The following is a 19,382-nucleotide window of genomic DNA, read 5'->3' as shown; positions in this document are numbered from 1 at the left end:
GCCGGGTGCTGGGGCAATCCGTGAATCCGTCCGGCGCGGTCACCCGTCGCGTGGGTCGTGGATCTTCTCAGGAGGGGCCTCCAGGAAGCGGCGCCACCAACGGCGGGTCTCCTCCTCGGTGTAGCCGTCCCAGGTGTCGGAGGGCGCGAAGGGCAGGAGCCATGGTTCCAGGAACCGGGCCAGCTCGCGATACGCGGGCAGCGTTTCGCCCAGCTTCGTGTCCCCGGCGAGGGGCGCGGGGCCCAGGCTGATCAAGGCACGGTCTCCGGTGAACGCCTCAATCGTGGTCCCCGGATGATGCAAGTGGGCGCGGATCTCCTTGGGGCCTCCCACCGTGGCCAGGATGGAGGACCCCAGGAAATTCAGCCAGTGAATGCCGTCGATCCCATCTCCCATGCTCGACGTGCTCTCCCGTGGAACCTCCCAGCCGGGATGCCGGAGCAGCAGATTCTTCAGGAGGGGAAGGAGCATGGCCCTGCCACGGGTGAAGGAAAGCGACAGTCCCGCATGCCCAGTACTGAAGGGGAGGAACTCCGCCAGCGATCGCGCCAGTTCATGGGCTTTCCCAGGACCCTGTTCGTCCAGGAAACGCATGGGGACCTGCACATCCAGAATGCTATACCCAAGAGGTTTTTTCCAGGGAAGCCGAGACTCGAAGCTGAATTGGTAGCCGTCAGGTTCCGAGAGTCCCCCCCTGAGAAGCACCCATGTGTCGAAGCCCCTCTTGGTCAATTGGCGGAACCAATAGGAGTCTTCTTGCAGGTCTTCCAAATCCTCGAAGCGAGGCTTCGTGAGATGGCGTTGCGCTTCCTCCCAGTACTCAGGAGTGAGCGGGAAGGTAGCCTCACTGATGTCGGGATCCTCCCCGGTGGTTAGCGCGCCGCCGCTACGCTGGATGAACTCAAGGTAGGCATCGAGGGCCCGTTGGAGGAGTGGCGCCAGGACGGAATGGTCGTGCGGCAAATAGAAGACAACGCGCATGACCAGTTGGACTCGGGGGAGCGAGGTGGCGAAGTGCTCGTACGAAGGGTAGTTACTCACGCACGACTCCCATTTGAGGCGTGACGATGGCTGGTTTGCACTTTCCGCCCAGTTCTTTGTAGCGAGCCATCTGCTTCTGGGTTTCGGAACTGGCAAGGGGGTCGCTCTTGCCTGACCTGGTGCATGGGAACTTGAAATCGAAGATGCATTGAATCTGGAGCGGCTGGCCTGAAGCGTGAAGGACGATGTCGGGCTTCTTCGAGCCCGCCCACTGGTTTGCCAGGGAAGGGTTGCCGGGCCTGGCGCCCCCGTCATAGCGCGGCTCAATGGAGACATTCTCGGGGAAGAGCCGGAGGATTTCGCGCCGGACGCATGCGAATGCGACGTCATGCTTCATCGTCCCGAGTTCGGCCTGCCGTCGAAGCGGACCGCCTTTCTTGTCGTAGCCGACGACGCGCAAGCACTCCTTGTCGTCTGGGTATTTCCCCTCGCCGTACTCGCGTTCGTTGACGACGCGATTCGCCTCCTTCGAGCACTCCTCCAACATTTGCTCGATTCGGGACACCTCCGCCGCCTCCAGCACCTTCAGCGCGGCTCCCGCGGTGGCCGCGGCCCTGGCGGCCTTGTTGACCCAGGGGAGGAACGCTTCATCCCCCGGCTGCGTATAACAGCTGGGATTGCGAAGGCATCCACTGGTTGCTGTGTCCGTGGTCTGCGCGTACCGCGCCGGCCCTGATGCGCACGACAGGCTCAGCGATACAAAGAGCCCACGCGTCCACCCGAAGGACCCACGCTCAATCATCATCCTCACCCACGTCGTGCGCCGCCGCGTTGAACAGGCCGAAGCCTCCGGCCTCCTCGCTCGAAATCTCCGCGCGGCGCAGGGCAGGGGAGTCCCGCGTCTGCCCCACCGCCATCCACCGGGGCGCGGCCAGCAGCACGCCGTTCTTCGGCAGCTCCGGCAGCAGGTGCTCCAGGTCCCCGAGGATGAACTCCGCGTGCCCCACGCCCTCGGGCTCCGCCAGCTCCCCCGGCGGATGCCACGGCCCTCCGTCCAGGTGCCCGAAGGGGAAGCTGCCCGTGCCGCTCGCGCCCCCGTACCCGCCCTCCAGCAACCGCCGCGTCCGCTCGGCGCTCCCCGTCACCGCCGGCAGGCACACGCGCGTCAGCCAGGCCCAGGTCGCCGTGCCCTGCTCCACGGGCCAGTCCAGCTCCACCGTGTCGTCCGCCTTCGCCAGCAGCGCGTCGATGAACGCACACGCCGCGCGCGGCCCCAGCACGCCGCCCCGGCGCGCCTCCTCCACCGCCGCGGGCCACAGCTCCTCGCGGTAGTAGTGCGCGAAGTAGAACCCCGGCTCGTCCCACTCCGGGCTCGCGCCGCGCGGCAGCTTCGCCAGCACCAGCCCGCTCGACAGGTACGCGGGCCCCAGAGCCCGGGGGTGGAACTGGCTGAACGCCAGGCGGAACACCCGCACCGCCAGCCCCGCCTCCTCCGTCGCCTCCAACCCGTCCGGACAGCCCGCCCGCAGGTGGAAGTCGTCGAAGCGCAGGAACACGTCCACGCCCATGCCCACCGCGTTCTGGCACAGCGACTCCAGGCACGCCGCCAGCGGATGCCCCGCGTCCACCGGGGCCTCCCACGCCGCCGCCAGGACCATGCGCGTCGAGGCTTCCACCCGCAGCGACAGCCGCACCCGGCCTCCCGCGCAGGGGGCCTCCCCATGCCGGACGTCCCCTCCGTGGAGCGCGCCCCGATGTTCCTGCCCTGGAGTCGTCATGCTAGGCACCCATCCTTTCCCACACGCCCCCTCCAGGCCAGGAGCCCCATGTCCGAGCCCTCCCATCCGCGCGACGGTGACTTCGAGCTCGTCACCCTGCGCAACGGCCACCGCGCCGTGCGCCACCTGGGCCACGGCGAGGTCATGCACCCCGCGGTGGGCCCGTGGCAGGAGGCCCTCCGCCTCTACGTGGATCAGCCCGGCCTCGCGGACCGCCTGCGCCAGCCGGGCCCGCCGCTCGTCATCCACGACGTGGGCCTGGGCGCCGCCACCAACGCCGTCGCCGCGCTCACCCGCGCCCGCGAGCTGGGCCCGGCCCGCGCGCGTGAGCTGCACATCGTCAGCTTCGAGGTGGACCTGGCCCCGCTGCGGCTCGCGCTCGCGGACGCGGAGGGCTTCCCCTTCCTCCAGCCGTTCCGCGCCGCCGCCGAGAACCTCATGCGGCACGGCGCCTGGTCCGAGCCCGGCATCCAGTGGGCCCTCAAGCTGGGGGACGCGGTGCCCTTCCTCGAAGCCGAGCTGCCCCCCGCGGACCTCGTCTTCTTCGACCCGTTCTCACCCGCGTCCAACCCGGACATGTGGACGGAAGCCGTGCTCGCCCGGGTGCGCCGCCACTGCCGCGAGGACGGGGAGGGGGCCCTGCTGATGACCTACAGCGCGGCCACGCCCACCCGCGTCACGCTGCTGCTCGCGGGGTTCTACGTGGGCGCCGGCGTATCCACCGGCACCAAGGGGGAGACCACCGTGGCCTCGACCCGCTACGACTCCCTCACGGCCCCCCTGGGGCCCCGGTGGCTGGAGCGCTGGGAGCGCTCGTCCTCCCGGGCCCCGCATGGAGGCACCCTCACGCCTGAGGTCGAGCGTCGCCTCCGGACCCATCCTCAGTGGCGCTGAGCGCCCCCTCCACGGGGGCCTCGCTCCAGCGCAGGTGGAACGTCGCCGCGGTGCCGTCGAACTCCTCCGGCAGCGCCACCACCCGCCAGCCCCCGCACAGCTCCACCGCGCGCGCCAGGAGCCCCGCCGCGAACGTCGGCTGGTCCGCCAGCACGTCGTTCATCCAGAGCTCCAGCGACGTCGCGCCGCGCTCGACGATTTTGACTTCACTGAAGTTGTTGCCGGCGCGAAAGCCCAGGTCCGCCCGCAGCAGCAGCCGCCGGGGACCGGCCAGCCGGCCCACGCCCAGGAGCGCGCGGCCAAAGAAGGTGCCGAAGTAGGCATCCATGAAGCGCTCGCCCAGGGAGTAGTACGCGGCCTCCGCGGGCACGCCGCCGTAGACGTGGCCGGCCGCGATGCGCAGGAACTCCCGCCACTGCTCCAGCGAGTAGGCGCGCTCCAGCCGGCGGTCGAGGTCCAGCCCCGCCCGCTTCAGGTGCTCACGGCACGCGGGCGTCAGGCGGTTCTCCAGCGCCCGGACGAAGAGCGCTTCGACGGTCTGGGCGAAGACAAGCTTCTCAGGATTCATGCGGAGCACCCTACACGAAGCCTCCCATGCGATGCTCCCCCCCCTGTGTACTGACGTTCAGTGTCGCGCCCACGAGTGTCGGGAAGCTGGCGCGCGCCGCACCCTTCGTGAACTCCGGGTGTTTTCAGACACCGTGTTGACGGCGCGCGCCACGAGCCCTCGCGGCCACGAGTGGGCTGGGGCTCCGTCGAGGTGCTCGTGTCACGGCTGGGATGAGGTCGAAGGAGCGTGGCGGGCCGGGCGGGGAGAGGCCCGGGAGCGCGTAAGCGTCACTGAACGCGGCGATGAGCCGGCGGGGCACGGAGCGGGTGAAGGTGCCCGGCGTGCAGCGCGGGGTGCTCATCTCCAACGTCAACGTCGGCGCGCGGACCGGGCCGGTGTTCGTGCTCACGCTCATCGAGGGGGCCTGCCCTGCGACGGCCCCCCTGTCGCCGCCCGCGCGCGGGCTTCTTCATGGAGGCCCTGCTGCGCGACGTGCACCGCCTGGCGAAGGCCCGCGCCCTCTTCAGCGCGCCCCCGGAGACGTCGGGCTCACCAGCGCCGTGCTCGAGCCGGTGGTGGAGAGGGTGCGCGCGTCGTTGGGGCGTCCGGCCGTTCGCTCGCATAAGGAACAGAAGGGGGAAACGTCCGCTGCCCCGTTCTCTTCCTGACAACTGGTGCACGATGGGGGCCTGCCGGAGATTGCTCCGGTACGGCCACCCCACCGAAGAAGAGCGCACCATGGACGAGCAACGCCCCGCCACGCCTCCGGCCCGGACGGATCCTTCCATCGACCTGTTCCACCAGCGCACCCGTCAGCCGCTGGAGGTCCTCTTCGCGCCCCGCAGCGTCGCGGTGGTGGGGGCGAGCGAGCGGCCCGGCAGCGTGGGCCGCACCGTCCTCTGGAACCTCATCAGCAGCCCGTTTGGTGGCACGGTCTACCCGGTCAACCCGCAGCGGCCCAACGTCCTGGGCATCAAGGCGTGGCCCTCCCTGCGCGCGCTGCCGGAGGCCGTGGACCTGGCCGTCATCGTCACCCCCGCGAAGACGGTGCCCGCCATCATCCGCGAGTGCGCGGAGGTCGGCGTCAAGGGCGCCATCATCATCTCCGCGGGCTTCAAGGAGACGGGCCAGGAGGGCGCGAAGCTGGAGCAGGAGGTGCTGCGCATCGCGCAGGCCGCGAACCTGCGCATCATCGGGCCCAACTGCCTGGGCGTGATGCGCCCCACCAGCGGCTTCAACGCCACCTTCGCCAAGGGCATGGCCCGCCCTGGCAACGTGGCCTTCATCAGCCAGTCCGGCGCGCTGCTCACCTCCATCCTCGACTGGAGCCTGCGCGAGGCCGTGGGCTTCAGCGCCTTCGTCTCCGTGGGCTCCATGCTGGACGTGGGCTGGGGAGACCTCATCGACTTCCTCGCGGATGATCCGATGACGCGCTCCATCCTGCTCTACATGGAGTCCATCGGCGACGCGCGCGCCTTCCTGTCCGCCGCGCGCGAGGTGGCCCTCACGAAGCCCATCATCGTCATCAAGGCCGGCCGCACCGCGCAGGCCGCGCAGGCCGCCGCGTCCCACACCGGCACGCTCGCCGGCAGCGACGAGGTGCTCTCCGCCGCCTTCCGCCGCGCGGGCGTGCTGCGCGTGGACTCCATCGAGGACCTCTTCCACATGGCGGAGGTGCTGGCCCGCCAGCCCCGGCCCTCCGGCCGCCGGCTCACGCTGCTCACCAACGCGGGCGGCCCCGCGGTGCTCGCCACGGACGCGCTCGTGTCCGGCGGCGGCGAGCTGGCCGTGCTGTCCGACGCCACCCGCGCGCAGCTGGACGGCTTCCTGCCGCCGCCCTGGAGCCACGGCAACCCGGTGGACATCCTGGGAGACGCGGACGCAGAGCGCTACGCGAAGGCCCTGGAGACCACCGGGGCGGACCCCAACAGCGACGGCCTGCTCGTCATCCTCACCCCGCAGGACATGACCGAGCCCACCCAGACCGCGGATCGCCTCAAGGGCTACGCGAAGCTGCCCGGCAAGCCCGTGCTCGCGAGCTGGATGGGGGGCAGCGAGGTCGCCGCCGGCGAGCGCATCCTCAACGACGCGGGCATCCCGACGTTCGGCTACCCGGACACCGCGGCCCGCGTCTTCAACTACATGTGGCGCTACTCGGACAACATCGCCGGGCTCTACGAGACGCCCACCCTGGCGGAGGAGCCCACCGGCGGAGGCCGCGACGTGGCGCGGACCCTGGTGGAGGAGGCCCGCGCCGCCGGCCGCACGCTGCTGTCCGAGTACGAGTCCAAGCGCCTCCTGGCCGCCTACGGCATCCCCACCGTGGAGACGTGGCTCGCCACCACCGAGGACGAGGCGGTGGAGAAGGCCCGCGCGCTGGGCTTCCCCGTGGTGCTCAAGCTGCACTCGCTCACCGTGACGCACAAGACGGACGTGGGCGGCGTGCGGCTGGACCTGCGCGACGAGGCGCGCGTGCGCGAGGCGTACCGCGCCATCCGCGACGCGCTCGCGGAGCGGGGGCTCCAGGACGCGTTCGACGGCGTCACCGTGCAGCCCATGGCGAAGCTGGACGGCTACGAGCTCATCCTGGGCAGCAGCCTGGACGCGCAGTTCGGGCCGGTGCTGCTCTTCGGCGCGGGCGGCACGCTGGTGGAGGTGATGCAGGACCGGGCCCTGGGCCTGCCGCCCCTCAACACCACGCTGGCGCGCCGGATGATGGAGCGCACGCGCATCCACCACGCGCTCAAGGGCGTGCGCGGCCGGGCCCCCGTGGACATGGGCGCCCTGGAGCGGCTGATGGTGCGCTTCAGCCAGCTGGTGGTGGAGCAGCGCTTCATCCGCGAGCTGGACATCAACCCGCTGCTCGTCTCCGGGGAGCGCCTGCTCGCCCTGGACGCGCGCGTGGTGCTGCACCCGCCGGACGTCTCGGCCGCGTCGCTGCCCCGGCTCGCCATCGAGCCGTACCCGTACCAGTACGCGAAGGCGTTCACGCTGAAGAACGGCGAGCAGCTCCTGGTGCGCCCCATCCGCCCGGAGGACGAGCCCGCCATGGGCCGCTTCCACCAGGCCCTCTCCGAGCAGACGGTGTTCATGCGCTACGCGGGCCTGATGAAGCTCAGCCAGCGCGTGGCCCACGAGCGCCTGGCGCGCATCTGCTTCAACGACTACGCGCGGGAGATGGCGCTCGTCGCCGAGCGGCCGTCGGCGGACGGGAAGGGCGGGGGAGAGATTCTGGCGGTGGGCCGGCTCACGCGCCTGCGCGGCACGAAGGACGCGGAGTTCGCCATCACCGTCAGCGACCCCGCGCAGCGGCTGGGCCTGGGCACGGAGCTGCTGCGGCGGCTGGTGGACATCGGAGGGGACTGGGGCCTGCGCCGCATCGTCGCGGACATCCTCACGCGCAACCGAGGCATGCAGGCCGTCAGCAAGAAGCTGGGGTTCACCCTCCTGGAGCACGAGGAGCTGGCCCCGGACATGGTCAAGGCCGTGAAGGTGCTCCACGGCTGACCGTGCCCGGGGCTCCCCGGCACGGCCCTGCTACACGTCGTCGCAGGGCGTGCCCAGCCGCGCGCCCATGTAGACGCCCAGCTCGTTGTAGATGAACGGCAGGTTGTCGTTCACCGGCACCGCGCGCAGCTTCTGGCGCTTGCTCTTCACCACCCAGAACGACGGCTCCTCGCGGTCCACCACGAGGCGCAGGTCGCCGCCCTGCGTGGAGAAGATCTCCCCCTGCGAGTCGGTGACGACGTTGAGCATCTTCTGCTGCTTCACCTGGCCCCGCTGGCCCGTGAAGACGCGGAAGCTCTTGTTGTCCGCGCCGATGCCGCGCTCCACCAGGTAGTACACGCCCTTGTCGTCGCGCAGCAGCGCGTACGGCTGGAACTTCACCGGGCTGGGCTGGTAGCTGGCCTTGCGCAGGAGCTCCCGGGCCTGCTCCGCCGGCACCGGCTGCTGCGGCAGGTTCTTCTCACCGCAGCGCAGCTCGCACGTCTTGAAGTCCTCGCTCAGCTTCACGCCCGAGACGACCCGGTAGTCCACGCCGCGGAAGTTGTCGTTGGCCTTGGGGTTGAAGAAGCGCGGCTCGAAGAAGCCCCCCTCGGTGCTGGAGGGGTAGCCCACGGGCGGCACCTGCGTGAACGTCTTGCCGTCCCCGTAGTACAGCTCGCCGTCGTGCTCGGGCGTGTTGGGGATGAGGACCGTGTAGTGGCCCTTGCCGTCCGCGCAGACCTTCGCGGACTCCAGCACCATGCGGTCGCGCAGCTTCTCCTCCTTCTTCCAGGGCGGATCCAGCGCGAGCGCGGCTTGCGGGGCCAGGACGAGCCCCAGGGCGATGACCATGTGTCGAAGCGTCATTGTCGGTGGGCTTTCGTTCTAGAGGTTGTCGGTGAAGAAGGTGGTGGTCGCGTCCGGCTGGACCGTCTCGCCCTCGGCCACGGCCCAGATGACCTTCTGGGTCTCGAGCTTCAGCGCGGCCTTGGGGTCCAGGCGGCACTCCACCGTCTGGAGCTTCTGCTGGACGGCGCGCTTCGCCTCGTCGGAGCGCTCGCACAGCTTCTGCAGCGACTCCATCGGGCCCACGCAGTAGCTGCCGAAGGACATCTTGTTGAGCTGGTCGTCCGTGATGGAGTCCCAGGCCACGGTGGACGTCAGCTTGGAGCCGCACGCCTTGTTCGTCGCCGCCAGGGCGTCCGCCAGCTGCACCTCCGCCTGGTTCGTCCAGAACTTGCGGTCGAACGCGAGCAGCGCCTGGTACTTCTTGTCGCCCTCCAGGTCCTGATAGCGCTCGAAGAGCTTCTCCACCTTCAGCGCGCCGGTCTTCCCCGCGTCCGGCCTCAGGTGCGTGTAGCCCTCGTGGTTCACGCCGCTGAAGACGAGGTCCTCGTAGCCGCCCCGGTCGTTCACGGTGACGAAGCGCTGCTTGCGGCCGCGCCACTGCGTCCAGTACTGCGTGCCCCGATCCTGGTCCACCCAGGCGACGAGCACCTGGCCGTCCAGCTCGCTCTTCGTGCCTTCGAAGGCCACCAGCGCCTTGTGGGCGTCACCGGGCTCCAGCCCGATGAGGGTGACCTGCTCGCCCGCCTCGTTGGAATACACCTTGCCGGTGACGGGCTTCGTGCCCGCCACGGCGCTGTCGGGCCGCACGCCCCGGGAACACCCCAGGGACAGCGCCACGACCCCCACTGCCAGTAGGACTCTCACGACGACTCCTTGATTTGCGGACGCGCCCCCGCTCTGGAGATTCCGCGCGCCCGGACGACCCTAGAGGTCGATATCGTACTGCGAACAGTATTGTCGGACCCTTGGACGTTCCGTTGCCGGGACGCGGTTCCATTGCGCCCGCGCGTTCGCCAGATCGTGCTGCTGGCAGTACACGCGGGTGAGCAACGAGAACGACAGGCCGGTGATCTTCGTGCGCTGGCTGCGCCGGATGTGACGCAGTGCTTCCGAGGGGTTCGACGCGTCCAGCGCCTTCTGCGCCGCCGCCAGGTCCTCGCGGACGCTGTCCGGCATGGACTCCGGGGTGCCTCCACGCGCCCGCGGCCTGGGCGAGACCGCCGGGGTGCCCACCCCGGGCGGCTGGGAGGGCTCGGAGTCCGAGGGCTCCGTCGGCTGCGCCTCCGGCTCCGTGGGCTTCGTGGTCTCCTCCGGCTGCGCCACGACCGCGGTGGGCGGGGGCGCGACGACCGCCGGGGGCTCGACCGGCTTCTCGGGGGGCGGAGCGGCCGGCTTCACCGCGACGGCGGGTGGGGGCGGGCTCCTCCAGAAGAAGGCGACGGCGAAGGCGATGACGACCGCCACGCCCAGGACCACGGCCACCGGCCACTTCGGGCGGGGACGGGCCAGCGGCCGCGCGGACAGGGACGCCGTCGCGGGGCCGGAGGGGTCGGAGGCCGGGTCGCGCACGGCATGCGGGCGCATGCCCACCGTGGCGATGTGCTCCTCGCGGTCCGGGGGCGGCGCCGAGGGGGCCGTGGGCGTCGTGGGGCGCGCGCGCTGCTCCGGCTTCATCTCCGCGAGCGTCTGGAGCGGGGTGCCCGTCAGCTCCAGGATGAACGCGCCCACGTCCGGGTGGCGGTCCTCCGGCTTCTTCGCCATCGCGCGGGCGATGGCCGTCACCACGTGCGGCGGCGTCTGGGGCGCCAGCGTCAGCAGCGGCGGCGGCTCCAGGTGGACGATCTGGTAGATCAGCTCCGCGACGTTGTCGCCGGAGTAGGGCGGCCGGCCCGCGAGCATCTCGTAGACGATGGCGCCGAACGCGAAGAGGTCCGTGCGCGCGTCCACGTTGCTGTTGTGGCCCATGGCCTGCTCGGGGGCCATGTACTGCGGCGTCCCCATCAGCACCGAGTCCAGCGTCTGCACGGTGCGCGAGTCCACGAGCTTGGAGATGCCGAAGTCGAGCAGCTTCACGCGCTCGCCCACGACGCCGCCCGCTTCCGTGGGCACGAGGAACACGTTGCCCGGCTTCAGATCGCGGTGCACCACGCCCGCGCGGTGCGCCGCCTGGAGCGCCGCGCCCATCTGCCGCGCGATGGAGAGGACCTCCTCCAGCGGCTGCTGCTTCTGCTTGCGCAGCCGGCGCGACAGGCCCTCGCCGCGCAGGTACTCCATCACCATGAAGGGCGTGCCGTCCTCCAGGGTGTCGAAGTCCAGCACCTCCACGATGTTCGGGTGCCCCAGCCGGGAGGCGATCTCCGCCTCGCGCCGGAAGCGCACCGTCACCTCCTCCGACAGCGCCTCCGCGCCGTGGAGCACCTTGATGGCCACCTGCTTGCCCGGCAGGCGCAGGTGGCGGGCCAGGAACACCGCGCCCATGCCACCCCGGCCCAGCACGGTCCCAATCTCATACGTGCCGCGCAGCACCCGTCCCGTCGTCAACGGCTCACTCTGCGCGGAGGTCGGTTCGGTTGGCTTTTGCATCGGCGGTCCAAATTCCTACTAAACCGGGCCGACACGATTGGAAAGCACCTGGGTCGAGTCCTCCCCCACAGGTCACCTGCGCCGGCTCGGGCTCTCACGTTCTGAGAGCCCGAGCTGGATTTTTTTCCAGGGACGGTACCGCCCCGGGCCCCCGCGCGGGCTACGGCGTGGCGGGTGGGAGCACCAGGCCCGACTGGATGGGCTGCGCGGCGTCGAGGTGCATCTGCACGCTCTGCCGCTCGGTGGTCAGCTCCTGCTTGAGCGCCGTGTTGGTGACCTGCGGCGCGAGCTGGGCGTCACCGATGAAGGCGACGCGCGCGTGGGCGTCGAGCTGCGCGCTGATCAGCGCCAGGTCGAGCTCGGCGCCGGTGGGCGCGTTCGGCCCGGAGAGGACCTCGATCATCTGCTGGACCTCCAGCTGCAACTGGAGGCTCAGCGTGGAGTCCTCGGGGACGATGCCCTGCGCCGCGAGCAGCGCGTCCAGCCGCTGTCGCGCGGCGGTGTGCTCCGTCACCATCTGCTGGTTGAAGGCGAGCACGTCCGCGTTGGTGGCGCGCGGCGCGGAGAACTGGCCCAGCATCACCTCGCCGTCGTTGGCCACCTGTAGGACGCGGGCGATCTGCGCGTCGGTGAGCGTCAGCATCACGCCCGCGTCCATGCCCGCGTCCGGGACCTGCTGCTGGGGCACCTCCTGCGGCGTGGAGTCCTTCGCGTCGCTCCCGCACCCGTAGCCCAGCGCCAGCGCACCCGCCACCACCGTCCCCATCCAGAACTTCGCTGCTCGCATGTCCAACCCCCCGTGAATGTCGCGGGGGCAGGATGGTGAGGTGCCACGTCCCTGGCCATGAGCGCTTCAGCCGTTGCCAGTGTGCCCGGGTGCACAGGCCGGGCAGGCGGGGGACCGCGCCGGATGCCAGCGGGGGCCGGCGGACGCGCGATTTTTCACGGGGACCGGGCGGCTCCCCCTAGAGTCGGGGCCGATGAGTGCCCCCGCCGACACCCGCGCCCCGCTCGCCGCCCTGCTGCCGAAGGCCGGAGAGCCCCCCCTCGATGCCGACGAGATCCTCAACCGCTTCGTGGGCTACGTGGCCACGAACGGGCTGAGCCTGTACTCCGCCCAGGAGGAGGCCATCCTGGAGCTGCTCAGCGACAAGCACCTGTTCCTCAAGACGCCCACGGGCTCCGGCAAGTCGCTGGTGGCCATGGCGCTCCACTTCAAGGCCATGGCCGAGGGCAAGGTGTCGTTCTACACGTGCCCCATCAAGGCGCTGGTGAACGAGAAGTTCTTCGCGCTCTCCAAGGCCTTCGGCCCGGAGAACGTGGGCATGCTGACCGGCGACGCGTCCATCAACCGCGAGGCGCCCATCCTCTGCTGCACGGCGGAGATCCTCTCCAACCTGGCGCTGCGCGACGCGTCCGCGCGCGTGGACGCGGTGGTGATGGACGAGTTCCACTATTACTCCGACAAGGAGCGCGGGGTGGCCTGGCAGATCCCGCTGCTGGCGCTGCCCAGGACGCAGTTCCTCTTGATGTCCGCCACGCTGGGCGACACGCACGTCATCGAGGAGAGCCTGGAGAGGCTCACCGGCCGCGAGGTGGCCACCGTGCGCAGCGCCGAGCGCCCGGTGCCGCTGGACTTCGACTACCGCGAGACGCCGCTGCACGAGACCATCCAGGAGCTCATCGCGCGCGGGAAGTACCCCGTGTACCTGGTGAACTTCACGCAGCGGGCCGCGGCCGAGCAGGCGCAGAACCTGATGTCCGTGGACTTCAACACCAAGGAGGAGAAGGAGGAGATCCGCCAGGCGCTGATGGACGCCCCCTTCGACACGCCCTACGGCAAGGACTTCCAGCGCTTCCTGCGCCACGGCATCGGCATGCACCACGCCGGCCTGCTGCCCAAGTACCGCCTGCTGGTGGAGAAGCTGGCGCAGCAGGGCCTGCTCAAGGTCATCAGCGGCACGGACACGCTGGGCGTGGGCGTGAACATCCCCATCCGCACGGTGCTCTTCACGCAGCTGTTCAAGTTCAACGGCGAGAAGCTGGCGACGCTGAGCGTGCGCGACTTCAAGCAGATCGCCGGCCGCGCGGGCCGCAAGGGCTTCGACACCGAGGGCAGCGTGGTGGCGCAGGCCCCGGAGTACGTGATCGAGAACATCCGCCAGGCGGCGAAGGAGGCCGCGGGCAAGAAGAAGTCGCCCAAGGCGAAGCCGCCGCAGAAGGGCTTCGTGCAGTACGACCGCAACACCTTCGAGCGGCTCCAGAGCGGGCTGCCGGAGCCGCTGGAGTCGCGCTTCGACGTGACCCACGGCCTCCTGCTCAACCTGCTCCAGAGCGACAAGACGGAGGGCAGCGGCGGCTACCGGCGGCTGGTGCAGCTGGTGATGCGCTCGCACAGCTCCGACTACACGAAGAAGAAGCTGCTCAAGGACGCGGCGATGTACTTCCGCACGCTGCGCGACGCGGGCATCGTGAAGGTGGTGCAGTGGGAGAAGCACTCGGCCACGGTGGAGGTGTCCGAGGACCTGCAGCGCGACTTCAGCCTCAACCACACGCTGTCGCTGTACCTGCACGAGACGCTGGAGCTGTTGGATCCCACGCTGGACACGTACGCGCTGGACGTCGTGACGCTGGTGGAGTCCATCCTGGAGAACCCGGACGTGGTGCTGTACGCGCAGCTGCACCAGCTGAAGGGGGAGAAGATCCAGGAGATGAAGGCGCGGGGCGTGGAGTACGACGACCGCATGGAGGAGCTGGAGAAGCTGGAGTGGCCCAAGCCCAACCGCGACTTCATCTACAACACCTTCAACGCCTTCGCGCGCAAGCACCCGTGGGTGGGCGAGGAGAACATCCGGCCCAAGTCCATCGTCCGGGACATGTTCGAGCGCTTCATGTCCTTCCACGACTACGTGCGCGAGTACGGCCTCCAGCGCAGCGAGGGCGTGCTGCTGCGCTACCTGGGGGACGTCTACAAGTCGCTGGTGCAGACGGTGCCGGAGAAGTTCCGCAACGAGGACCTGGACGACATCCTCGACCACCTGCGCGCGACGCTGCGGCAGGTGGACTCCAGCCTCCTGGACGAGTGGGAGCGGATGAAGAATCCGGAGGCCACCATCGAAGTGAAGCCGGTGGTGGACCTGAAGCCCAAGGAGCTGACGGAGGACCCCAAGGCCTTCGCCGCGCGCGTGCGCGAGGAGCTGCACCGGCTGCTGCGCGCGCTGGGCCAGCGGCGCTACCTGGACGCGCTGGGCATGCTGGACAACGCGCTGGGCGAGTGGACCGCGCCGAAGCTGGAGCAGGCCATGGCGCCGTACTTCGAGGAGCACACGCTGGTGGTGCTCACGCCCCAGGCGCGCAAGCCGGCGAACACGCAACTCAAGGAGACGGGCCCGCGCCAGTGGGAGGCCCAGCAGCGCATCATGGACCCGGAGGGCCACGGGGACTGGGTCATCGACTGTGAGATCGACCTGCGCGGCCGGCGCATGGACGACGGGCCCATCCTGATGCTGCGCCGGATTGGCGGCGTGGCCGCCTGGTCGTAACCGTCAGGCGGGGGGCGGCTTGGAGGCTCCGGCGCCCCCGGCCGCCTCGCGCACGGTGCGCGCGGCGATCTCCACCTCCGCGAGGATGCGGCGCGCGTGGTGGAGCAGGGCCTCTCCGGTGGGCAGGAGGCGCATGCCCCTGGGGACGCGCTCGAAGAGGGGCGCGCCCAGCTCCTCCTCCAGGGCGAGGATGTGACGGCTGAGCGGCGGCTGGGTGAGGTGCAGCCGGCGCGCGGCCCGGCCCACGTGGCCCTCTTCCGCCACCGCGACGAAGGACTGGAGGTGCGTGATGCTCACGGGCACGGAAGCTAGCGCGGGACCCGCGCGCCGTGCAGGGGGCCGCGCGATGCTGGAACAGCATTGGACGTTCCAGACGGCCGGGTGCCACCTTGCCCGGCATGGGGATTCCTCTCTTCAAGGGCAGTGAAGTGGAGCGGCTGCGGCGCGCGGGCCGCGCGGCGGCGGGCACGCTGGCGCACGTGGCGTCCCGGCTGCGGCCGGGCGTGACGACGGCGGACATCGACGCGTGGGTGCGCGAGGACACGGCGCGGCGCGGGGGCACCCCGAGCCAGCTGGGCTACAAGGGCTATCCCGCCACGGTGTGCACCAGCCGCAACCACGTGGTGTGCCATGGCGTCCCGCGCGCGGACGAGGTGCTGAAGCCCGGGGACATCATCAACGTGGACGTGACCACGCACCTGGATGGCTTCCACGGCGACACGTCCGCGACGTTCATGCTGGGCGAGGTCTCCGCCGACGCGGAGCACGTCGTGGACGTGGCGCGGCGGTGCCGGGACGCGGGCGTGGCCGTGGTGCGGCACGGCGCGCGGCTGGGGGACATCGGCGCGGCGGTGATGGCGCTGGCGAAGGCGGAGGGGTGCAGCGTGGTGGAGGAGTTCGGGGGCCACGGCATCGGACGGCAGATGCACGGGGAGCCGCACGTGCCGCACGTGGGCCGGGCGGGCACGGGCATCACGCTGCGCTCGGGGATGGTCATCACCGTCGAGCCGATGATCAACCTGGGGCGCCCGGAGATCCGGCTGCTGCCGGACGGGTGGACCGTCGTGACCGCGGACGGCAGCCTGTCCGCCCAGTTCGAGCACACCGTGCTCGTCACCCGCGACGGCTGCGAGCTCCTCACGCCCAACGAGCTGACCCTGCGCATCCCCGCGAGCCATCCAGAAAGCTGATGGCTTATCGCTTCTGCCATCTGGTGCCCCGAGCCCGCAGGGGGCATCTCCTGGCGCATGGAACCGCCTCCGCTGACTCCCGCCGCGCGCCCTCGGGCCTGGACGCCCGGGCATGTGCTGATGCCGCTTTGCGCGGCGCTGTGTCTGTTGCCGGTCGTCTCCACCGGCGTGGCCCTGCTCGCGGGGCTGTGCGTGGCGCTGACCGTGGGCAATCCGTTCGCGGGGAGGACCCGGGCCCTGACGCCCCGGCTGCTGTCCCTGGCCGTGGTGGGGCTGGGCGCGGGCATGGACCTGCGCACGGTGCTCACGGCGGGGCGTGAGGGGCTGGGCTACACGGTGGTGGGCATCGCGCTGTGCCTGCTGCTGGGCGCGGGGCTCGCCCGGCTGCTGGGCGTCCCGCGCGTGACGGGGCTGCTCATCAGCGTGGGCACGGCCATCTGCGGCGGGAGCGCCATCGCGGCGGTGGTGCCGGTGCTGCGGCCCCAGGAGCACGAGACGTCCGTGGCCCTGGGCACGGTGTTCCTGCTCAACGCGGTGGCCCTGTTCGTCTTTCCGGTCGTGGGCAACGCGGTGGGGCTGACGCCGCACCAGTTCGGGCTGTGGTGCGCGATGGCCATCCATGACACCAGCTCCGTGGTGGGCGCGGCGCTGCGCTACGGCCCCGAGGCCCTGGCGGTGGCCACCCCCGTGAAGCTGGCGCGGGCCCTGTGGATCCTCCCGCTGACGGTGGGCCTGGCGGCGTGGCAGCGGCGCGAGGGCCACGCGGTGACGGGCAAGGTGCGCAGGCCGTGGTTCATCGCCGGGTTCCTGGGCGCGGCGGCGGTGGTGACGCTGTTCCCTTCGCTGAAGCCGATGGGGCAGGGCGTGGCGGCCGTCGCGAGGCAGCTGCTCGTCGTGACGTTGTTCCTGCTGGGCTCCGGGCTGACGCGCGAGACGTTGCGCGCGGTGGGCTTGCGGCCGCTCGCGCAGGCGGTGGCGCTGTGGCTGCTCATGGCGGGCCTGTGCCTGGGCGCGCTGAGGCTGCACTGGGTGGGCTGAGCCGGGCGACCACGGCCTGTCTCCGCTCCGGGAGCGCTCACGGCAGCAGGACGGGCGGCGTGGCGCGGGCGTGGCGCAGGAAGCGGCCCGCGGCCCCGGACGGATCATCCACGGGCAGGGCCCAGGAGAACGCGCGGGGGATGCGCAGCCCGGGCACGGGCAGCACCTGGAAGCGGCCGAGGGACAGCTCTCCGTGGATGCTCCAGCGGGACAAGAGCGCCACGCCCAGTCCCAGGGACACGGCCCGCTTGATGGCCTCCGTGCTGCCCAGCTGGAGGTCGCCGCGCCGCGGCCCCTTGCGCACGCCCGCCTTGCGCAGGGCCCGGTCCAGGACGGCGCGGGTGCCGGATCCCTGCTCCCGCCAGAGCAGCGGCACCTCCCGCAGCGCCTCCATCGTGCGGATGCGCAGCCACTCGGCCGGCCCTTCCGCCGCGACCACCGGCACCAGCTCGTCATCGAGGTAGCGCTCCAGCCGGATGCCGGGCGCCCGCGCGTGGCCCTCCACCAGGCCCAGCGGCACCCGGCCCTCCGACAGCCACGCCAGCACCTCGCGCGTATTGCCCACTTCCAGGCGGACCTGGAGCTCGCGGTGCGTGCGCAGGAAGGACGCCAGCAGGCCCGGGACGATGGCGTTGGCGACGGTGGTGCTCGCCGCCAGCGCGAGCTCGCCGGTGAGCGTCTCCTCGGCCGAGATGGCGAGCGCCGCCTCGTCCAGCAGGCCGTGGATCCGCTGGGCGTAGTCGAAGAGCACGCGCCCCGCCGCGTTCAGCCGCACGCCCCTCGCGGTCCGCACGAGGAGCGGCTGGCCGCAGTCCGCCTCCAACTGCCGGATCTGCGCGGTGACGGCGGGCTGCGACAGGTGGAGCAGGCGCGAGGCGGCGGAGATCTGCCCCGTCGAGGCGACGACGCGGAAGGTTTCGAGCCTGCGGGGGTCGACGAACAAGGCGGCCATCCTAGTACCACCTGATCACATTCGGGAAGGGCCGCGCGGCAGGTTCGAGTCGTCCACGAGCCTGCGGCAGAGTGGGCAGACGCCTATCCAGCGCAACAGCACTTGCTGAAGACGGCGGCGGACTTCAGGCAGTGTCCATTTCACCCGGCCCCGGGGGGGAAAGCGCTCGTCGGAGCGCGAGGAATGCGTGGGCCATGGCGCAGAGGGTGGCGTGGTGGTGGAAGCCCCGCCAGGTACGGCCTTCGAAGTGGTCCAGGCCGAGTTCCTGCTTCATCTCCTGGTAGTCGCGCTCGACGCGCCAGCGCAGTTTGGCCAGGCGCACCAGGGTGCGGATGGACGTGTCAGCGGAAAGGGAAGAGAGCCAGAACTTCGTGGGCGCCTGCGCTCCCTGGGGCCATTGGCACAGCAACCACTGCTCATCTCCGGGCGGCGCTCCATTCATATGCCGGTGCGCAGTCCGTATCCGGACTGCTGCGAAGCGAGAGGACTGCCAGCCCCGGCTACCCTCACGCCAGCTGATGGAGCGGTACTTCAACTCCTTGGCGAGCACGTCCACCAGCACCGGCGGATGCGCATCGTCGTAGTGCCGAGTGGAGGGCCGACCGCGACTGCCAGGCGGCCTCTTGCGAATGGCCGGGGCGCTGCCCGGAGGCCAGACGGACGTCTCGCCCTTGATGCCCACCACATAGCCCAGCCCTCGCTCGACGAGGCCATCGCGAAACTCCCGGCAGTCTCCGTAGCCCGGGTCGGCAAGCACGACGTGCTTGCGCACGCCAGCAGCAAGCGCTGAGTCCAACTGGGCCAGCGCCAGCCGCCACTTCTGCGTGAGGGCCACGTCTTCTGGAATGCCCGCCTTCTTGCGCCGTGCTTTGTCCTTCGCCCAGGCCTCTGGCAGGTACAGCCGCATGCCGATGCAGCCTGAGCCATTCTCGCCCGCCAGGTGCAGACTCACCGCCACCTGGCAGTTGTCGATTCGCCCCAGAGTGCCCGAGTACTGGCGTGCAACGCCCACCGAGTGCACCCCCTTCTTCGGAAAGCCCGTATCATCGAGGACGAACGCCTCTGGCCCCGGCAGCTCCCGCTCAAGCTTCTGGCCGAGGCGTCGGAACACCTCCGCATCGGACCAGCCGCTGATGACGACGCATTCCTGAAGCCGCTGGCGCATCGCCTCCGTCTCCGAAGCGTCATCCACCAACCGCGCCGCCATGGGCTGAATGCTCTTGCGCTCGCCGTCCAGCAACAGCCCCGTCACGTACGCCGCCATCGCGGCGCGCCGCTCGGGACGGCCCATGCCTTCCACCATCGAGTCGAGGTACTCGCGCAGTTCCTCATCGAGTCGCTTCAGCGTCCGCCGGTCCATCACGACCGTAGATCATGATCGACCGGCAGCTTCAACAACTGACTAAGTGGTACTAGGTCGTGTCCGCAAATTAGAGCCAGAGGCGGATGGAGGCGATGTGGACCATCGCCAGGTAGTTGGCGGCGCGCTTCTCGTAGCGCGTCGCCACCCGCCGGTTCTGCTTCAAGCGACTGAAGAGG

Annotated in this window: 16 protein-coding genes and 1 pseudogene; 5 read left to right on the top strand and 12 right to left on the bottom strand. The window is 70.5% G+C overall.

The features are described 5' to 3' along the window. Positions 1-39 precede the first annotated feature (39 nt). The 3 genes from U8525_RS14260 to U8525_RS14250 are packed head-to-tail and all read right to left on the bottom strand — an operon-like array spanning position 40 to position 2,675. Positions 40-1,041 (bottom strand): type VI immunity family protein, encoded by a 1,002-nt coding sequence (locus tag U8525_RS14260; RefSeq protein WP_374265821.1) that lies wholly within the window; start codon positions 1,039-1,041, stop codon positions 40-42. Continuing rightward, entirely contained in the window at positions 1,034-1,786 is a 753-nt protein-coding gene (locus tag U8525_RS14255; protein ID WP_374265819.1) for a hypothetical protein, read from the bottom strand. Before U8525_RS14255 ends, U8525_RS14260 begins: the two co-directional genes overlap by 8 nt. Beyond that, positions 1,776-2,675, bottom strand: coding sequence for a hypothetical protein (locus U8525_RS14250; RefSeq protein ID WP_374265817.1), 900 nt, complete (start codon positions 2,673-2,675; stop codon positions 1,776-1,778). Before U8525_RS14250 ends, U8525_RS14255 begins: the two co-directional genes overlap by 11 nt. Before the next feature lie 132 nt (positions 2,676-2,807). Between U8525_RS14250 and U8525_RS14245 the strand changes: the two genes are divergently transcribed. Next, entirely contained in the window at positions 2,808-3,653 is an 846-nt protein-coding gene (locus tag U8525_RS14245; RefSeq protein WP_374265815.1) for a tRNA (5-methylaminomethyl-2-thiouridine)(34)-methyltransferase MnmD, read from the top strand. On the opposite strand, the gene U8525_RS14240 is transcribed toward U8525_RS14245, so the two are convergent. Next, positions 3,604-4,221 (bottom strand): DUF2378 family protein, encoded by a 618-nt coding sequence (locus U8525_RS14240; RefSeq protein WP_374265813.1) that lies wholly within the window; start codon positions 4,219-4,221, stop codon positions 3,604-3,606. The two genes, U8525_RS14245 and U8525_RS14240, sit on opposite strands and share 50 nt — an antisense overlap. A gap of 720 nt (positions 4,222-4,941) precedes the next feature. Between U8525_RS14240 and U8525_RS14235 the strand changes: the two genes are divergently transcribed. Next, positions 4,942-7,710 (top strand): bifunctional acetate--CoA ligase family protein/GNAT family N-acetyltransferase, encoded by a 2,769-nt coding sequence (locus U8525_RS14235; RefSeq protein WP_374265811.1) that lies wholly within the window; start codon positions 4,942-4,944, stop codon positions 7,708-7,710. A gap of 30 nt (positions 7,711-7,740) precedes the next feature. On the opposite strand, the gene U8525_RS14230 is transcribed toward U8525_RS14235, so the two are convergent. The 4 genes from U8525_RS14230 to U8525_RS14215 form a co-directional block, all read right to left on the bottom strand. Beyond that, the gene (locus tag U8525_RS14230; RefSeq protein WP_374265810.1) at positions 7,741-8,556 is read right to left on the bottom strand and encodes a hypothetical protein; all 816 of its coding nucleotides are present in this window, start codon (positions 8,554-8,556) and stop codon (positions 7,741-7,743) included. 18 nt (positions 8,557-8,574) lie between these two features. Beyond that, on the bottom strand, positions 8,575-9,402 hold the full coding sequence (locus U8525_RS14225) for a hypothetical protein (RefSeq protein ID WP_374265808.1): 828 nt from the start codon (positions 9,400-9,402) through the stop codon (positions 8,575-8,577). A 60-nt stretch (positions 9,403-9,462) separates the two neighbouring features. After that, complete coding sequence (locus tag U8525_RS14220; protein WP_374265806.1) at positions 9,463-11,079, bottom strand: serine/threonine-protein kinase; 1,617 nt, start codon at positions 11,077-11,079, stop codon at positions 9,463-9,465. Between the two features lie 202 nt (positions 11,080-11,281). Next, the gene (locus tag U8525_RS14215; protein ID WP_374265804.1) at positions 11,282-11,908 is read right to left on the bottom strand and encodes a DUF4142 domain-containing protein; all 627 of its coding nucleotides are present in this window, start codon (positions 11,906-11,908) and stop codon (positions 11,282-11,284) included. Between the two features lie 193 nt (positions 11,909-12,101). On the opposite strand from U8525_RS14215, the gene U8525_RS14210 reads away from it, so the two are divergent. Next, complete coding sequence (locus U8525_RS14210; protein ID WP_374265802.1) at positions 12,102-14,663, top strand: DEAD/DEAH box helicase; 2,562 nt, start codon at positions 12,102-12,104, stop codon at positions 14,661-14,663. A gap of 3 nt (positions 14,664-14,666) precedes the next feature. Here U8525_RS14210 and U8525_RS14205 read toward each other — a convergent pair whose 3' ends face one another. Beyond that, positions 14,667-14,960, bottom strand: coding sequence for a LysR family transcriptional regulator (locus U8525_RS14205; protein WP_374265800.1), 294 nt, complete (start codon positions 14,958-14,960; stop codon positions 14,667-14,669). 101 nt (positions 14,961-15,061) lie between these two features. Here U8525_RS14205 and map point away from each other — a divergent pair, with 101 nt between their 5' ends. Next, positions 15,062-15,853, top strand: coding sequence for a type I methionyl aminopeptidase (gene map / locus U8525_RS14200; RefSeq protein WP_374265798.1), 792 nt, complete (start codon positions 15,062-15,064; stop codon positions 15,851-15,853). Between the two features lie 120 nt (positions 15,854-15,973). Further along, positions 15,974-16,891, top strand: coding sequence for a YeiH family protein (locus U8525_RS14195; RefSeq protein ID WP_374266138.1), 918 nt, complete (start codon positions 15,974-15,976; stop codon positions 16,889-16,891). A 37-nt stretch (positions 16,892-16,928) separates the two neighbouring features. Here U8525_RS14195 and U8525_RS14190 read toward each other — a convergent pair whose 3' ends face one another. The 3 genes and pseudogenes from U8525_RS14190 to U8525_RS14180 all read right to left on the bottom strand — a co-directional run. Further along, positions 16,929-17,843 carry a LysR family transcriptional regulator gene (locus tag U8525_RS14190; RefSeq protein ID WP_374265796.1) on the bottom strand — a complete coding sequence of 305 codons (915 nt, stop codon included), beginning with the start codon at positions 17,841-17,843 and terminating at the stop codon, positions 16,929-16,931. 124 nt (positions 17,844-17,967) lie between these two features. Next, entirely contained in the window at positions 17,968-19,203 is a 1,236-nt protein-coding gene (locus tag U8525_RS14185) for an IS701 family transposase (protein ID WP_374266136.1), read from the bottom strand. A gap of 70 nt (positions 19,204-19,273) precedes the next feature. Next, positions 19,274-19,382 (bottom strand): annotated as a pseudogene (locus U8525_RS14180) (IS5/IS1182 family transposase); the annotation flags it as partial.

It is taken from the genome of Corallococcus sp. RDP092CA (assembly GCF_041903675.1).
Lineage (GTDB): Bacteria > Myxococcota > Myxococcia > Myxococcales > Myxococcaceae > Corallococcus.
Note: the sequence above shows the minus strand (reverse complement) of the source record. Positions and strands in the feature narration are given on the sequence as shown.

Bases quoted from the DNA above. Each gene is read 5' to 3' on its own strand.
- U8525_RS14215 (WP_374265804.1), bottom strand. From the start codon at position 11,908: ATGCGAGCAGCGAAGTTCTGGATGGGGACGGTGGTGGCGGGTGCGCTG.
- U8525_RS14255 (WP_374265819.1), bottom strand. From the start codon at position 1,786: ATGATGATTGAGCGTGGGTCCTTCGGGTGGACGCGTGGGCTCTTTGTA.
- U8525_RS14195 (WP_374266138.1), top strand. From the start codon at position 15,974: ATGCCGCTTTGCGCGGCGCTGTGTCTGTTGCCGGTCGTCTCCACCGGC.
- U8525_RS14185 (WP_374266136.1), bottom strand. From the start codon at position 19,203: ATGGACCGGCGGACGCTGAAGCGACTCGATGAGGAACTGCGCGAGTAC.
- U8525_RS14240 (WP_374265813.1), bottom strand. From the start codon at position 4,221: ATGAATCCTGAGAAGCTTGTCTTCGCCCAGACCGTCGAAGCGCTCTTC.
- U8525_RS14190 (WP_374265796.1), bottom strand. From the start codon at position 17,843: ATGGCCGCCTTGTTCGTCGACCCCCGCAGGCTCGAAACCTTCCGCGTC.
- U8525_RS14230 (WP_374265810.1), bottom strand. From the start codon at position 8,556: ATGACGCTTCGACACATGGTCATCGCCCTGGGGCTCGTCCTGGCCCCG.
- U8525_RS14235 (WP_374265811.1), top strand. From the start codon at position 4,942: ATGGACGAGCAACGCCCCGCCACGCCTCCGGCCCGGACGGATCCTTCC.
- U8525_RS14245 (WP_374265815.1), top strand. From the start codon at position 2,808: ATGTCCGAGCCCTCCCATCCGCGCGACGGTGACTTCGAGCTCGTCACC.
- map (WP_374265798.1), top strand. From the start codon at position 15,062: ATGGGGATTCCTCTCTTCAAGGGCAGTGAAGTGGAGCGGCTGCGGCGC.
- U8525_RS14210 (WP_374265802.1), top strand. From the start codon at position 12,102: ATGAGTGCCCCCGCCGACACCCGCGCCCCGCTCGCCGCCCTGCTGCCG.